The following is a 17,139-nucleotide window of genomic DNA, read 5'->3' as shown; positions in this document are numbered from 1 at the left end:
AGCCTCAAAGCGGGATCGTGTCGTGCTTTTTCCAATGGGTGGTAATCTGCTTGTTGCGCAGAGAGGCGAAAGCCCGCGCAATGCGGCGGCGCGACGAATGCGGCATGATGACCTCATCGATGAAGCCCCTTTCCGCCGCCACGAAGGGATTGGCAAACCGCTCCTCATATTCCTTGGTGCGTGCCGCGATCTTGTCCGCATCGCCAAGCTCGGAACGATAGAGAATTTCGGTTGCCCCTTTGGCTCCCATGACGGCAATTTCCGCACTCGGCCAGGCATAGTTCACGTCAGCGCCAATGTGCTTGGAAGCCATCACGTCATAGGCACCGCCATAGGCCTTGCGGGTAATCAGGGTCACCATCGGCACGGTGGCTTCCGAATAGGCAAACAGCAGCTTTGCGCCGTGCTTGATCACGCCGCCATATTCTTGCGCCACACCCGGCAGGAAGCCCGGCACATCCACCAGCGTCAGGATCGGGATCGAGAAAGCATCGCAAAAGCGCACGAAACGCGCTGCCTTACGCGAGGCATCGATATCGAGGCAGCCCGCCAGCACCATTGGCTGGTTGGCGACGACGCCCACCGTCTGTCCTTCCAGACGGATGAAGCCGGTGACGATGTTCTTTGCAAAGGCTTCCTGAATTTCAAAGAAGTCACCCTCATCAGCAATCGCGTAGATGAGTTCCTTCATGTCGTAAGGCTTGGTAGGCGAATCCGGGATCAGGCTATCGAGCCGCATTTCCACTCGCGCCGGATCATCGAAGAAGGGACGCACCGGCGGCTTTTCGCGATTGTTGAGCGGCAGAAAATCGAACAGCTGGCGTACTGCTTCCAGCGTCTCGATATCGTTTTCATAGGCCGCATCGGCCACGGAAGACTTCTTCGTATGGGTGGAAGCGCCGCCCAGCTCTTCCGCCGTCACGATTTCGTTCGTGACCGTTTTTACCACATCGGGGCCGGTGACGAACATGTAGGAGCTATCGCGCACCATGAAGATGAAATCCGTCATGGCAGGCGAATAAACAGCGCCACCCGCGCAAGGCCCCATGATGACCGAGATCTGCGGAATGACACCAGAGGCCTCCGCATTGCGGCGGAAGACTTCCGCGTAACCGGCCAGCGACGCCACGCCTTCCTGAATGCGGGCACCACCCGAATCATTCAGGCCGATGACCGGCGCGCCGACACGAACCGCCATATCCATGATCTTGCAGATCTTTTGCGCATGGGTTTCAGACAGCGATCCGCCAAGAACGGTAAAATCCTGGGAGAAAACGTAGACCTGCCGACCGTTGATCGTGCCCCAGCCGGTAACGACGCCATCGCCGGCTACCTTTTGGCTTTCCATGCCGAAATCGACGCAACGATGCGTGACATACATATCGTATTCTTCGAAGGAGCCTTCATCAAGCAACACCTCGATACGCTCGCGCGCCGTCAGCTTCCCCTTGGCGTGCTGCGCGTCGATGCGCTTCTGGCCGCCACCAAGGCGTGCCTCTGCCCGCCGTGCTTCCACTTCGCTCAAAACTGCGCGCAATGATGCCTCCCCTGAATTTGTCTTGCTCTTGTATCGCGTTGACCATGCAGGCGAAACATGGATTTTGGTTGAAGAGGTGGCAATGTGTAATCTATAAATATGCAAACTGCATTTTGCGAAGTTGCAAACTCATGGCGATTGGCAAGCTCTATATCGGTCGAAAAGTTCGGGATGTGCGGGAGGCGGCCCGTGCCACACAAAGCCAGTTCGCAGAACGGCTCGGGATCTCGACCAGCTACCTGAACCAGATTGAGAACAACCAGCGTCCCGTATCCGCTGCCGTTCTGCTGGCGCTGGCGGAAAAATTCGGTGTCAGCATTGCTGATCTCTCTTCCGGCGAAGGGGACCGTCTTCTTTCCGCCTTGTCTGAAGCCCTCTCCGATCCGTTGTTTGAAGGCTACACGGGCAGCCTGCAGGATCTGAAGCTGGTGACGCAGAACGCACCTGCCATTGCCCATGCGCTGATTGCCGCGCATCAGGCCTATCGCCGTTCTAGCGAACAACTGGCCAGCATGGATGACCGGCTGGGTCGCGCGGCGCTGAGCGAGACCACACCTTACGACGAGGTGCGCGACTACTTCCATTTCGTGGACAACTACATTCACGAACTGGATATCCTGGCCGAGCGTCTGGCGGCCGAGATCGGCCTTGGCGGCGGGGACAACCACTCGGCCTTGCAGCACTTTCTGCTCAACCGTTTTGGTGTGCGCGTAGAGCGCACCTCCCTGAAGGATGAACTCATCCGCAGCTTCGATCCAGCCTCCCGTCGTCTCTCGCTGAACGCCTATGCGACGCCCGCCACTCGCGATTTCCAGATGGCGCTTCAGATTGCCCAGCTTTTCGCCGCAGAACCCATTGATCGCGCCGCCCGCGAGGCCGGTTTTCGGACAACCGAAGCGGTGGAAATCTGTCGCATTGGCTTACAGAACTATTTCGCCGGCGCCCTTCTTCTCCCCTACGAAAGCTTCCTGAAACGCGCCCGCGACCTGCGCCATGATCTCGACCTGCTCTCCGCCCATTTCGGCGCGAGCCTGGAACAGATCTGCCACCGGTTGAGCACGCTGCAAAGACCGGGGCAGAAGGGCATTCCCATTTTCTTCGCACGGGTGGATCGGGCAGGAAACATCACCAAGCGCCACAGCGCCGCCAAGCTTCAGTTCGCCCGCTTCGGTGCCGCCTGCCCCTTATGGAATGTGCATCAGGCTTTCGAGATGCCAAGCCGCATTATCCGGCAACTGGCGGAAACGCCTGACGGGGTGCGATACCTCTGTCTCGCCACCCAGATTACCAAGGGCAGCGGCGGCTTTCGCGCCGTGCAGCCACGCTATGCGTTGGCTCTGGGCTGCGAGATTTCCTATGCGGACAGCTTCGTCTATGCGGACGATCTGGATCTCGACAGCCGCGCCGCCTTCGAGCCCATCGGCATATCCTGCCGCATCTGCGAGCGCCACAACTGCCCGCAAAGGGCCATGCCCCCGCTCAAAAGCAGGCTGACGGTCGATCACGACAACCGTTCGATCGTGCCGTATCGGATTGTGTGAAACGAAAAGCGGACCGCGCTGCCACGATCCGCTTCTGAATTTCAGATCTTCGAATGCTCAGGCCACCGCACGCGCCAGTGCGCAACGCGACCAGAGCTGATGCAATGCGCCAACCAGGTGCTCGATATCAGCATCTGAATGCAACGGTGTCGGCGTGATGCGCAGACGCTCGGTTTTGCGTGGCACCGTCGGGTAGTTGATCGGCTGAACATAAATGTCCGAGTGATCGAGCAGCAGATCCGAGATCCACTTGCACTTGGCCGCATCACCCACCATGACCGGCACGATATGGCTCGGGTTCATCATGTGCGGAATGCCACGCGCATCCAGCGAAGCGCGCAGCTTTCGGACGCGATCCTGATGACGAGCGCGCTCGAACGGGCTGTTCTTCAGGTGACGAATGGAGGCGACCGCACCGGCAGCAAGCGCTGGCGGAATAGCCGTCGTGAAGATGAAGCCAGATGCAAACGAGCGAATGAAATCACACACGGCGTTTGAGCCCGTAATGTAACCACCCATGACGCCGAAGGCTTTGCCCAGCGTACCTTCGATGATGGTGATGCGATCCATAAGGCCTTCGCGCTCGGCAATGCCACCGCCGCGCGGACCGTACATGCCAACGGCATGCACTTCGTCCAGATAGGTCATGGCCCCGAATTCATCGGCCAGATCGCAGATTTCCTTGATCGGCGCGATATCGCCATCCATGGAATAGACGCTCTCGAATGCGATGAGCTTCGGAGCCTTCGGATCCGCAGCGGCCAGCTTGGCGCGCAGATCATCCAGATCATTATGCTTCCAGATGACGCGTTCGCACTTGCCGAAGCGAATGCCTTCGATCATCGAAGCGTGGTTCAGAGCATCCGAGAAGATGATGAGACCCGGAATCTTCGCACCCAGCGTACCGAGCGTTGCCCAGTTCGACACATAGCCCGAGGTGAAGATCAGAGCCGCTTCCTTGCCGTGCAGATCGGCAAGTTCCTGCTCCAGCAGAACGTGATAGTGGGTGGTTCCAGAAATATTCCGGGTGCCGCCAGCACCCGCGCCACAGTGATCGATCGCCTCATGCATGGCTGCAATCACAGCCGGATGCTGGCCCATGCCAAGATAATCGTTGGAACACCAGACGGTGACATCGCGTTTGCCTTCCGGAGTGTGGCGCGTTGCCCGCGGAAAGTTTCCACGGTGACGCTCGAGATCGGCGAACACGCGATAGCGGCCTTCCTGATGAAGGCTGTTCAGCTCGCCCTTGAAAAATGCCTCGAAATCCATTCTTACACTCCAGAACCTGCACCCCGTTTTGGGTGTTGAGGTTTGTCCCGTCAAGCCTGCAACCCGCGATTCCATGCCACCTGCGGCATTTGGCGCATTTTTTTGAATCATTCCAATATGAATTTATGAAAGCTGTCATAAGAAAAAATTGATTCACATCAAGCAGAGATAAAAAAGGGGCGGTTTTCACCGCCCCAAGTGGTTTTAAGCGAAGAAATTACCCCGCGGCATGCACCGCCCGCTTCGCCATGACCTTGACGAGATTGGCGCGATAGTCCGGCGTGGCGTGCATATCTTCCATCATCTGGCTCGCATCGACACTGACAGACGACACTGATTCGGCAGACCAGTTTGCCGAAAGTGCAGCCTCCAGATCCTGTACGCGGAACACGCCATTGGAGCCCGCCCCCGTAACCGCAACACGAACGCCGGAAGCATGCTTGGCGACAAACACGCCGGTCAGGGCATAGCGCGAGGCCGGATTGGGGAACTTGGCATAGCCAGCTTTTTCCGGCGCTTCGAAGGTGATGGCCGTGATCAACTCGCCCTCTTCCAGTGCCGTATCGAACATGCCCTGGAAGTAATCGTCGGCCGCGATCTCCCGGCGATCCGTCACGACCGTTGCATTGAGTGCCAGCACGGCGGACGGATAATCGGCTGCCGGATCGTTGTTGGCAACGGAACCGCCGATCGTGCCCATGTGGCGCACATGCGGATCACCGATCATGCCGGCCAGATGGCAGATAGCGGGGCATACGGCCCGAAGCGCCGACGACGAAGCGACTTCTGCATGGGTCGTGGCGGCTCCGATACGCACCTTGCGCCCTTCGACCGAGATCCCCTTCATGCTGGCCACATGCCGCAGATCCACCAGATCCGAAGGCGCGGCAAGCCGCTGCTTCATGGTGGCGATCAGCGTCATGCCGCCGGAAAGATAGCGGGCCTCGTCCTGCGACGACCGCAATTGAACGGCCTCCTCGACCGAGGAGGCGCGGTGGTAATTGGTATCATACATGCTTGATCCCTCCTCTTATTCGGCAGCCATGCGCGGCTGGGCGGATTGAAGCGCCTGCCACACCTTGAGCGGTGTTGCTGGCATGGTGATCTCCACACCGATGGCATCGGTAATGGCATTGATGAGCGCTGGTGGCGAACCGATGGCACCTGCCTCGCCACAGCCCTTGATGCCAAGCGGATTGCTGGGGCACGGCGTGTTCTGGTGCGAGAGCTTGAACGAAGGCAGATCGTCGGCCCGCGGCATGGCATAATCCATGTAGCTTGCCGTCAGAAGCTGGCCGCTCACCTCGTCATAGCGCACCTCTTCCAGGAGCGCCTGACCAATACCTTGCGCCAAGCCCCCATGCACCTGTCCCTCGACGATCATCGGGTTGATGATGTTGCCGAAGTCATCGGCAGCTACGAACTGGATGATCTCCGTCTTGCCGGTATCGGGATCGATTTCCACCTCGGCAATGTAGCAACCCGCCGGGAAGGTGAAGTTGGACGGATCATAGAACGCGGTTTCCTTCAGGCCCGGCTCCATGCCCGAAGGCAGGTTATGGGCAGTGTAAGCGGCGAGTGCCACCTGGAACCAGGGCAGCGTCTTGTCCGTGCCCGCCACCTTCAACTCGCCATTTTCGATGACGATGTCGCTTTCGTCGGCTTCCATCAGATGGGCCGCGATCTTCTTCGCCTTCATCTCGACCTTGTCGAGCGCCTTGACGATGGCCGACATGCCGACGGCACCGGAACGCGAGCCGTAGGTGCCCATGCCCATCTGCACCTTGTCGGTATCGCCATGAACGATATTGACGCTGGCGAGCGGTACGCCGAGGCGATCCGCAACCAGCTGGGCAAAGGTGGTTTCGTGGCCCTGCCCATGGCTATGCGAGCCGGTGAGAACCTCGATTGTGCCAACGGCATTCACCCGCACTTCCGCCGATTCCCAGAGGCCGACACCGGCACCAAGAGAACCAACCGCCTGCGAGGGTGCGATGCCGCAGGCCTCGATATAGCAGCTCATGCCGATGCCGCGCTTCTTGCCGCGCCCTTCTGCCTCGGCACGACGCGCGGGGAAGCCGTTCCAATCAGCAGCGTCCATCGCCGCTGTCAGGGATGCGTCATAGTCGCCCGCGTCGTAGTTCATGATGACAGGGGTCTGGTACGGGAAGCTGCGAATGAAGTTCTTGCGGCGAAGCTCTGCGGGAGAAACGCCAAGCTCGCGCGCCGCCACTTCCATGGTGCGCTCCAGCAAGTACGTCGCTTCCGGACGCCCCGCCCCGCGATAGGCATCGACCGGAACCGTATTGGTGTAGACCGTGCGGACATTGGCATGGATGGCGGGAATGGCGTACTGGCCCGACAACAACGTCGCATAGAGATAGGTCGGCACCGCCGACGAGAAGAGCGACATATAGGCGCCGAGATTGGCGATCGTATCCACCTTCAGGCCGATGATCCGGTGATCCTTGTCGAAGGCCATCTTGACCTTGGACACATGATCGCGGCCATGCGCATCGGTGAGGAAGGCTTCGGTACGATCCGATGTCCATTTCACCGGAACGCCGGTCTTTTTCGAGGCCCAGAGACAGACGATTTCTTCCGGATAGATATAGATCTTGGAGCCGAAACCGCCGCCCACGTCAGGCGCAATGACGCGCAGCTTGTTTTCCGGCGCGACATTATAGAAGGCGCTCATGACCAGACGCGCCACATGCGGGTTCTGGCTGGTGGTGTAGCAGGTGTAATGCTCCTCCGCCTCGTCATAGACGCCGAGCGCCGCGCGCGGCTCCATCGGGTTGGGCGATAGACGGTTGTTGAGGATCTCGATTTCGGTGACATGCGCCGCTTCGGCAATGGCCTTGTCGGTCGCCGCTCCGTCGCCGATCTGCCAATCGAAGATCAGGTTGCCCGGTGCTTCCGGATGAATCTGTGGCGCACCTGCTTCGAGTGCCGCTACGGACGTGATGACAGCGGGAAGTTCCTCATAATCGACCGTCACGACTTCCGCCGCGTCGCGCGCTTCAGCAACCGAATCGGCCACCACGATGGCGATGGCATCGCCCACATAGCGCACCGTATCCACGGCCAGCGGACGCCAGGCGCCCATTTTCATCGGAGACCCATCCTTGGAATGGATCATCCAGCCACAGATCAGGTTGCCGATCCCGTCGGCCTGCAACTGCTTGCCATCAAGCACATCAATGACACCCGGCATGGCCTTGGCCGCTGAAACATTGATGCCGGTAATCTTCGCATGCGCGTGCGGACTACGCACGAAATAGGCATATTTCATGCCCGGAACGACCATATCGTCAGTGTAGCGACCCTTGCCCGTGAGGAATCTCTTGTCCTCTTTGCGAGCAACGCGCGCACCAATCCCTTCCATACCCATGTCATCTCCTCCAGATGAAAGCGATAGAACAGCATTGAAAGGCCACGGCGAAAGCTGCCATCAGAGGCAGGAAAGATCCGCCGGATGCCGGTTCGAAATCTACTCGGCAGCCTGGCGCGATGCGCCATGCATCTCTTCATTGGCGGAGAGCACGGCCTTGACGATATTGTGGTAGCCGGTGCAGCGACAGATATTGCCCTCCAGCTCGTGCCGAACCGTCTGCTCGTCCAGATGACCGCCGTGACGATTGATCATGTCGACTGCGGTCATCACCATGCCAGGCGTGCAGAAGCCGCACTGAAGCCCGTGGTGCTGGTTGAACGCCGCCTGGACCGGATGCAATTCGCCCTGAGATGCAATGCCTTCAATGGTGGTGACGGTGGAACCTGCGGCCTGCACCGCCAGGATGGAACAGCTCTTCACCGATTTACCATCCATATGCACCACGCAGGCACCGCATTGGGTCGTATCACATCCCACATGGGTGCCGGTCAGGCCCAGCCTATCCCGGATGAAGTGTACGAGCAGAGTGCGATCGTCGCACTCACCCGACATCGTCCGGCCATTCACCGTCAACGTCACTTTCGCCATGATTTCCTCCCAAAATCCCCGAACAGGGAACGTGTCTCCTCAAACACGTGGTGTGCATCATTGGTCTTTTTTTAGCAGTGAGCAACAGATAGTTTTTTCCTGCGACATCAAATCAATGAGGATCAATGAAACTTCTTCGGGCAAGCTCTAGACTTCCTGGATTTGAGTCATATCCTCCCGTTCAAGCTGGGTTAATCTTGGCTGGTGTTAGCCTAGACGGGACCGGCCGAAGAGCTGGAAACGATCGTTCAAAGTTGGAGAGAGTAATGAAGAAGGCAATGATGCTTCTCATGGTGGGCGCGACCCTCGCAGGCTGCACCGCCACAGAACGTGGCGCCGGCATTGGCGCGGGCGCAGGTGCCGTCATCGGCGGCCTGGCGACCGGCAATGTTCGCGGCGCTGCCGTGGGCGCTGCGATCGGCGGCCTTTCGGGCGCTGTCATCGGCTCTGTTTCCGAGCAGCCTGGCCAGTGCTACTACCGCGACCGCTATGGCCGTCGCTATGTGGACGCCTGCCCGCGCGGCTACTGAGTTCTTCAGCGGAAGCTCGTTGAACAAAAGATTGGCCCCGGACTCGATCCGGGGCTTTTTGCTGACAGTGTGGCATATAAACGGTACCCTGGGACGCCGTTTGCGGTTACATTAGAAAAATTGAGTATAGACGCTCGCGTCTGAACGGGTGGGAAGAGCCGAACTGATTACGAGCAAGACGATGTGCGTACCGGTCCGCATGATGGCGTATCGGAAAAGAAGTCTCGCAGTTCTTCTGGCGGCGGGAGTAGCCATGACTGTGGGTTCTGCGGAACCCGCCCATGCCTTCAAGCTCTTCGGGATCAATCTCTTCGGCAGCGACGAGGAAGAAGCCGCCGACGTCATCGATCCCGTCCGCTACAGCACCACCCTGAACCTGACGACGGCAACCGGCGACCTGAAGGATCGGCTGGAGACGACGAGTGCTCTCAAGTCGGATGAGAAGCAGCCGGTCTCGGGCGATCTCGGCCTCGTCATCAAGGCGCGCGAAGATCGCGACAGGCTTGTGGCCGTTCTTTATGAAGAGGCACGTTATGGCGCCGTCGTGCGCATAACGATTGCGGGCCAGGAGATCGACAGGCTTCCGCCGGTTCCCGTGTTCGACCATAGCCAACCCGTCCCTGTTGTCGTGACGGTCGAGCCCGGACCCGAGTTTGCACTTGGCAAGGTAACGCTCGAGGGCGATGCAGCCGGGATCGATCCGGAATCCGTAGGCCTGGAACCGGGCAACAAGGCGGGCTCCGTATCGATCATCCAGGCGGGCGAGCGGATCGTTCGCGACCTCAAAAAGCAGGGAAGGCCGCTTTCGAAGATTGGCAAGCGCGACGTCATCGCCGATCATGCGACGAACACCGTCGCGGTGACAATCAGCGCTACAAGCGGGCCTGTCGCACCCTTTGGTACCGTGACTGTACGAGGCTCCGAGGGCGTCGATCAGGATTTCATTCGCCGCTATTCTCGCCTCGACAGACGCGAGACCTATTCCCCCGAACAACTCAAGAAGGCTGGTGACCGATTGCGGGAACTCGGCGTTTTCTCGAGCGTGACCATACGCGAGGCCGATGCTCTGGCGCCGGATGGTTCACTGCCGCTCAGCATCGAGGTTGCTGACGGAAAGTTCCGCTACTTCGGTTTCGGTGCCGAATTCTCTTCCATCGATGGCGCGGGCGTTTCCGGTTACTGGGGACATCGTAATCTCTTCGGCCAGGCGGAGTCGCTGCGGATCGAGGGACAGGTTTCCGGCATTGGTGCGACCACCGACCTCAATACCTTCGATTACTCCGCGGGCATCATCTACTCCGAACCTGGTTTCAAGATTCCGGAGATGACCTTCGATGCGAGCCTGCGGGCAAAGCGCGAGACGCCGGATGTCTATACTGCCAACACGATTACCGCACTTGCGACCCTGACCTACGAACTGAGCGAGCAGGACAAGGTGAAGGGTGGCGGCGAAATTGCCTGGAGCGAGAGCGAAGACGCGTTTGGCCGCAACCGCTACCTGACCTTTTCGCTGCCCATCGAGTTCGAACGTGACGCTCGCGACAACAAGCTGGAACCGACCGAAGGCTATCGCCTGACCGCATCGGCAAAACCAAGCTACGAGACCTATCGCGGCTCAATATTCTCGTCCTTCGAGGGGTCGATTTCCGGATATCTGGGACTGGGCGAAGAGAACCGGGTCGTTCTGGCAGGCAGGCTGTCGGCGGGCACGATCGTCGGCACCGACAATCTGCAGGATATTCCGACCATCAGGCGCTTCTACATGGGTGGCGGCGGATCGGTGCGTGGCTACACCTTCCGGGAAATTTCGCCCTATGATGCGCAAAATCGTGCGCTCGGTGGCCGCTCCTATACGGTGGCGAACCTGGAGGCGCGCGTCAAAATCAACGACAAGATCGGAATTGTGCCATTTTTTGACGTTGGAACCGTTTCCACCGAAATCGCGCCCGATTTCTCCGATATCCGCATGGGCGCCGGAATCGGGGTTCGCTACGCAACTCCGTTCGGCCCTCTGCGGTTAGACATCGCATTGCCGTTGAACCGCTATCCGGGCGGAAGCCAATACGGTATCTACGCTGGCATTGGACAATCATTCTGATGTCGCCAAACAACGAGGATCAGGATAAGGAATCCGGGACCGTGCCAAGGATGAACCCGCACCAATGACATCGTCATCGCGTGCCAGAAGCTGGATATTGCGCACCGCGCTTGCCGTGGTGACGATCCTGCTCGTCGGTATCATCGGCTTCGTGCTGTTCCTTGGCTTCGTTCCTGCGGGCAGCCGCTTGGCCGGAAACCTGATCTCCTCCGCAATTTCCTCGCCCGACCAATCCATTTCCGTATCAGCGCCGCAGGGGCTGCTGACGGGCCACCTGAAAATCGACCGTATCGCGCTATCCGATCGCAATGGCGTTTATGCCGAGGCAAGCAATATCCTGGTGGACTGGTCTCCGCTTTCGCTTCTGCGCCGCACTTTTCACGCGGACCGGATCGAAATCGCCGAATTGAAGGCAATTCGCCCTCCGGTTCCGGCGCAGCAGCAGCCCGCAACAAGCTCCGGCAATAGCGGCTTCTCCTTACCTGTGGCAATCGAAATCGATCGCTTCGCCTTGCCGGATATCGAACTTGAGCCTGCGATTACCGGGCGTCGCTTCGAGCTTGCCGCAGAGGGCGCTGCAAACGCGACCGGCGAACGCGTGGCACTGCAGCTTGCCGCGAGGCGCAAGGATGTACCAAACGCACTTGCAAAGACCGACCTCGTCTTCGCGCCGCAGCAGAACGAACTGAAACTTCAGGCCCTTGTTTCGGAACCGCAGGGCGGACTGCTGGCGCGACTCCTGCATTTGCCGGGCGCACCTTCGCTGGCGCTGGCGCTGGATGGACAGGGACCGCTGTCCAACTGGTCCGGGCAGTTGCGTGGCACGGTGGACAACAAGCCGGTGATCAGCATCGATGGTCGGCACGAATTGTCTGCTCAGGGTGTTCATCAGCTTCAGATCCATGGCGGCGGCCAGCTTTCCGAACTTCTGCCCCCGGCATTTCGTCCGCTTTTCATCGGTCGAACGGATGTCAATCTGGGCGCCCTGATCAGCCAGAGTGGGCGGATCGAAATCAAGAAGGGCGAACTGGCAACCGGCTCCATGAAGGTGCAGGCGTCGGGAGCGCTGGATCCTTCCGGTGACAACAGCCTGACCGGCAGCGCGACCGCGACCAATGGCTCGATCAATCTCGAATGGCCTATGCAGCCGCAAGCCGCGCGCTTTGCGATCGATAACCTGAACTTTACACTGACCGGACCGGCTGAAGGATCGCGTTTCAATGCGACGGCGGCGCTGAAGTCTATCAATGCAGCAGGAGCTTCACTGGCTCAGGTGCGGCTTCAGGCGGAAAGCGAAGACCTGAACCTGGTCGAGCAATCTGGCAGCGTTCGCACACGGCTCAGCATCGCCCAGGCGGATTTTGAAAATCCGGATCTGGACCGTCTGGTCCAGGGACCGATCCGGCTGGACGCCCCTATCAGGCTCGCCCCGCCTGCAATCGGTCTCGACGCATCGACCTTTGAAAGCGGCAAGGCATCCGGCACGATCAGTGGCGCCTTCAACACGGCAAAACAATCGGTCACAGGCAATATCCGCATATCGTTGAACCCGACCGGGTTGCCGAGTGCCGCGGCGCGTTACTTCGATGACGGGATCGGTGTCGAAGGCTATGTCGATGGCGTCATCGGCGGCCGGATCAGCCTCGAAAACCTCGTCGTCAAATCCAGCACGATCGAAGGCCACGGCAATGTGCTGTGGGACGGCACGAAACTCAATGCGCATCTGGCCGGGCGCGTGCCAGAGATCGGACGTTTCCAGCCTGATGCCAAGGGCGCAGCAGGCTATGACGTCGTACTGGACGGCCCTCTGAACGCGATCGGCGTCAAGGCGGTCGTAAACTCCGCGGAAGCCCGCTATAGCGGCCGGACGCTGGAGGCCGTCAGCGCCCGCTTTGACGGTACGGTCGGCACGTCTTCCATTGGTGGCATGGCGCTCATATCGGGCCGCGTGGACGGCAAGCCGCTGAAACTCGATACAGAAGTCCGTCGCGAAAACGGGACCATTCGTCTACCGAGGCTGGCGCTGGATGCGGGCGCGAACCGGCTGAGTGGAAACCTGGCATTTTCTCCTGATTTCCTGCCGCAGGGACAACTGGCTTTCGATTGGCCGGATATCGGTCTTCTTGCTTCACTGGCAGGCCAACAGGCGGGCGGCGACCTTCGCGGCTCCTTGAGCCTCGGCCAGTCGAACGGCAAGATCTCCGCGACGATCAACGCGACGGGTCAATCCGTTTCTTACGGCACGACGGTGATCGAGGGTCCTGCTCTCAACATCACGAGCAAGGATCTGCTTGGACTGTCGGTCGATGGTGTCATTCGCGCGGCCAAGCTGAACGCAGGCGGACAAGTGCTGGCCGACACGGCGCTGACGCTCGCTGACAGGTCTGGCATTCTCGGCTTCAATCTCGCAAGCCGTTATTCCGACGCGCCGCTCGTCATGACCGGCACCTTCGATCGCTCTCATCCGGACGGTATGACACTTGCGCTGGATCGTCTCGAGGCAAAGCCCTCTGGATTGAATCTCGCACTGGCAAACCCGGCGCGGGTGACAATTTCTGATGGTGTGGCAAATCTCGGCAGTATCGTCCTGAACGCAGGCGGTGGCCGTCTCGTCATCGAGGGCAGTGCGGGTCCACAGTTGAATATGGCGCTCCGGCTGAGCGACTTGCCCGCTGCCATCGGGGACGAGTTCCGTCCGGGCCTCGGCGCGGAAGGCATGATCGGTGGCGCAGTCACAGTCTCCGGTGCGGCGTCCAGCCCCGTCATTCGATACAGCCTCGGATGGCAGAACGCACAAATTGCCGAAACGAAGGCGCGCGGCATCGGCGCACTCTCGATCTCCAGCCGAGGACGTTTCCAGAACGGCACGCTGACGCTGGAACAGACGACATTGACCGGCCGCGATGGTCTTTCCATCAATGCGGGTGGAACGGTGGGGACCACGACGCCGCAGAGTCTCGATATCCGCGCCAATCTGGTTTCGGTACCCGCAAGCCTTGCCAATGCTTTTGTCGCCGATCTCGACGCACGTGGTCAACTGACGGGCACCGTCACGATTTCAGGCTCGATAAGCGCTCCTGAAGCCGCCTTTCAGGCAAAGCTCGCCAATGCTTCGGTGGCTCAAACGCGTGCTGCCAAGATAGACCGTATCGATTCCGATCTCTCGGGTCGCTTCTCCGGCAATAGCGTAACGATCGACCGGCTATCCGTGACTGGCGAGCAGGGCCTTTCGGCGGAAGCGAGTGGCACGATTGCCGTGAGCAATGGCAATGCCTTGGGGCTCCAGGCAAAGCTGAATGCAATTCCGGCCAGCCTTTTGAATGCCTTGCGCCCTGACATCGGCGCAGAGGGGGTTCTGTCCGGGACGATCAACGCAAGCGGTTCATTGAGCACGCCTGCCGCTGTCTTTGAGATGGCTGTGAAAGACCTGACGCTCAAGCAGACACGCGATGCTGGAATGACACCGCTTGGCGTGACCGCAAGCGGACGCCTTGAGAACCAGATTCTCAACCTGTCGAACGTCAGCCTCACCGGTGCGAACGGGCTCTCCCTGACAGCCTCAGGCACGGCAGCATTGGCCGGCGACAAGGCGCTCAATATGACGGCAAATATAGCCAATTTGTCGCTTTCACTCGCCGATGTGTTGCGTCCGGGTCTACAGGCCGGGGGCCTGTTGAACGGCTCCATCACGCTGTCCGGCCGCACCGATGCACCCGCGGTTCAATATCAGTTGCAAGGTTCCGACCTTGCAATTGCCCAGAGCCGCCAGACCGGCGTCCGCGACATGACCTTGCGCGCTACCGGCAGCTTCGAGAATGGTACTCTTACCCTCGGCGATACATCCCTGACCGATCCTTCAGGCCTTTCCGTCAATGCCAAGGGGCGCGTCGTCGTCACTGGCACTCAGGGACCGGCCATTGACGTGAACGCATCGATCGCTGCCCTGCCTGCAGCCTTGGCGAATGCATTTGCGCCCGGCCTTGATGCCGGTGGGATCATCTCCGGCACTGTTTCCTCGACCGGCACCCCGGAAGCACCGATTGCGAACTTCAAGCTGCGCTGGGCAGATGTCGCAACGGCACAAACACGCACAGCTGGCCTTGCAGGACTGAACCTCGACGCCGACGGACGCTTGGCCGAAGGAATGTTGAGCCTGAATGATGTGCAACTGACGGGGCCGCAGGGACTATCGGCGTCGGCGAAGGGTACGATAGGCCTCGCAGGCGAGCGTCCGCTGGATCTGACCGCTCAGCTTGCCGCACTTCCAGCAAGCCTCGCCAATGCATTTCTTCCAGGCGTGCAGGCATCCGGCCTGGTGTCCGGTTCGGCAAACATTGCCGGAACTGTCGCCTCGCCGTCCGTCCGCTATGACGTTCAGTGGGCTGACGGCGCAATCCGGCGCCAGGGTGACGCCGCAGTCGGGCCTCTTAATCTGCGGGCAGAAGGCTCCTTCTCAAACAACCGCCTGACACTTGGCACAACGCGCCTCACTGGCCCCAGCGGTCTTTCGGTTACCGCTAGCGGTGATGTATCGCTGCCGCAGGGCGGTCAGGGAGCCCCTGCCCTCAACCTCAACGCCGACATCAATGCGCTGCCTGCCAATCTTGCCAATGCCTTTGTGCCGAACCTCGGCGCTTCCGGGATTATTTCAGGCAAGGTTTCCGCGCTTGGCAATGGCGGCATGGGCGCCCGGTTCAATCTTGCCTGGAATGATGCATCGCTTGCACAGACCAGAAGCGCAGGGCTGCAAGGGTTCCGCATCACCACGGACGGCACGTTCGCCGACAACCGCCTCAACTTCCAGACGACGCTTGGCGGCGCTGGCGGATTGAACCTGTCCGGCGGCGGTAGCGTGGGACTGGCCGGTGCAAAGCCGCTGGATCTGCGCTTTCAGGGCAGGCTGCCCTTTGGCCTTCTGGCAAGCCAGCTTTCAGCACAGGGCTTCGTTCCGGAAGGCACGGGCACCATAAACGTGTCGGTCTCTGGAACTGCCTCAGCACCCCAGATAACCGGCAACGCTTCCACCAGCGGAGCCCGCCTCATCGATGTTCGGCGCAATCTGGCTCTCAACAACATCAATGCCCAGGTGAATTTCAATCGCGATCGCGCAGAGATCGCGACAATCTCTGCGTCGCTGTCGACGGGCGGCACGATTTCAGCACAGGGCAGCGTTGGGTTGACGGACGGCTTTTCCGCAGACCTGCGCATTGCATTGAACAACGCCACCTATGTAGATGGAACCTTGTTCAACGCCACCGCCAACGGCAATCTGACGGTGACCGGTCCTTTGCTGCAAAATCCGTCGCTTGGCGGGACCGTGACCCTCACACGCGCAAACATTACGGTTCCTGCAAAGCTTCCGGCCTCGCTTGCGGAAATCAACGTCAAGCATCGCAACACCCCGCCTGATGTGCGAGCTCTTCTTGCTGCACTGGCGCCGAAGGGCGGCGAAGGCACAAAAAGCAATCTTTCCCTCGATCTGGTTCTGAATGCTCCGAACGGTATCTTCGTGCGAGGGCGCGGGATCGATGCGGAACTTGGTGGCAATCTCACCATTCGTGGCTCAGCGTCAGACCCTGTCGTCGCCGGTGGCTTTGAAATGCGCCGCGGGCGTATCGTCATCCTCAGCAAGCGCCTCGATTTCACCAGCGGCAAGATTACCTTTGGCGGCAGTCTGATCCCTGTCCTGGACATGGCCGCCGAAACAAGTTCGAACCAGACGACCATCACCATTACTGTGACCGGTGTCGCCAACGATCCGGACATTGCCTTCACCTCCTCGCCCTCCCTTCCGCAAGACGAGGTTTTGGCGCGGCTGATTTTCGGCCAATCCATGTCGCGTCTTTCGGCCCTTCAGATTGCCCAATTGGCGGATGCCGTCAGCCAGCTTGCGGGCGGTGGAGATAGTTCGCTGTTCCAGACCCTGCGCGGCAAGCTTGGTGTGGACGATCTTGACCTGAAGACCGATGACAATGGCCAGACCAGTGTCTCACTGGGACGGCGCCTGAATGACAAGACCTACTTCCAGGTAGAACAGGGCGGCAGCAGCGGAGCCAAGGCCAGCATCAACCTGGATGTGGGCCGTGGCGTGAAGCTCAAGGGCTCCGCCGGGAGCGGTGGCGGTTCGGCCGGCATCTTCTACGAAAAAGAATATTGAAGGGGGCGCATCTACGCGC

At 59.7% G+C, this 17,139-nt stretch carries 9 protein-coding genes; 4 read left to right on the top strand and 5 right to left on the bottom strand.

Annotated elements, in window-relative coordinates:
* Nucleotides 1-4: 4 nt before the first annotated feature.
* Complete coding sequence (locus G6N80_RS12650) at nt 5-1,537, bottom strand: acyl-CoA carboxylase subunit beta (protein WP_165134234.1); 1,533 nt, start codon at nt 1,535-1,537, stop codon at nt 5-7.
* A 131-nt stretch (nt 1,538-1,668) separates the two neighbouring features.
* Here G6N80_RS12650 and G6N80_RS12645 point away from each other — a divergent pair, with 131 nt between their 5' ends.
* Nucleotides 1,669-3,078, top strand: coding sequence for a helix-turn-helix domain-containing protein (locus G6N80_RS12645; protein WP_165134231.1), 1,410 nt, complete (start codon nt 1,669-1,671; stop codon nt 3,076-3,078).
* A 57-nt stretch (nt 3,079-3,135) separates the two neighbouring features.
* Here G6N80_RS12645 and hemA read toward each other — a convergent pair whose 3' ends face one another.
* From hemA to G6N80_RS12625, 4 genes are all read right to left on the bottom strand, one after another.
* Complete coding sequence (gene hemA / locus G6N80_RS12640) at nt 3,136-4,350, bottom strand: 5-aminolevulinate synthase (RefSeq protein WP_165134228.1); 1,215 nt, start codon at nt 4,348-4,350, stop codon at nt 3,136-3,138.
* A 217-nt stretch (nt 4,351-4,567) separates the two neighbouring features.
* Nucleotides 4,568-5,365, bottom strand: a complete 798-nt coding sequence (locus tag G6N80_RS12635; protein ID WP_165134225.1) for an FAD binding domain-containing protein — start codon at nt 5,363-5,365, stop codon at nt 4,568-4,570.
* A 15-nt stretch (nt 5,366-5,380) separates the two neighbouring features.
* On the bottom strand, nt 5,381-7,744 hold the full coding sequence (locus G6N80_RS12630; RefSeq protein WP_165134222.1) for a xanthine dehydrogenase family protein molybdopterin-binding subunit: 2,364 nt from the start codon (nt 7,742-7,744) through the stop codon (nt 5,381-5,383).
* Between the two features lie 99 nt (nt 7,745-7,843).
* Complete coding sequence (locus G6N80_RS12625; RefSeq protein WP_062556072.1) at nt 7,844-8,335, bottom strand: (2Fe-2S)-binding protein; 492 nt, start codon at nt 8,333-8,335, stop codon at nt 7,844-7,846.
* 266 nt (nt 8,336-8,601) lie between these two features.
* Between G6N80_RS12625 and G6N80_RS12620 the strand changes: the two genes are divergently transcribed.
* From G6N80_RS12620 to G6N80_RS12610, 3 genes are all read left to right on the top strand, one after another.
* Nucleotides 8,602-8,865, top strand: a complete 264-nt coding sequence (locus tag G6N80_RS12620) for a glycine zipper domain-containing protein (protein ID WP_062556073.1) — start codon at nt 8,602-8,604, stop codon at nt 8,863-8,865.
* A 181-nt stretch (nt 8,866-9,046) separates the two neighbouring features.
* A complete protein-coding gene (locus tag G6N80_RS12615) occupies nt 9,047-10,963 on the top strand; it encodes an autotransporter assembly complex protein TamA (protein WP_376748629.1) in 1,917 nt (638 codons plus the stop codon).
* A gap of 64 nt (nt 10,964-11,027) precedes the next feature.
* Entirely contained in the window at nt 11,028-17,120 is a 6,093-nt protein-coding gene (locus G6N80_RS12610; RefSeq protein WP_165134201.1) for a translocation/assembly module TamB domain-containing protein, read from the top strand.
* Nucleotides 17,121-17,139 lie beyond the last annotated feature (19 nt).

It is taken from the genome of Rhizobium rhizoryzae, from assembly GCF_011046895.1.
Taxonomy (GTDB): Bacteria; Pseudomonadota; Alphaproteobacteria; order Rhizobiales; family Rhizobiaceae; genus Neorhizobium; species Neorhizobium rhizoryzae.
Note: the sequence above shows the minus strand (reverse complement) of the source record. Positions and strands in the feature narration are given on the sequence as shown.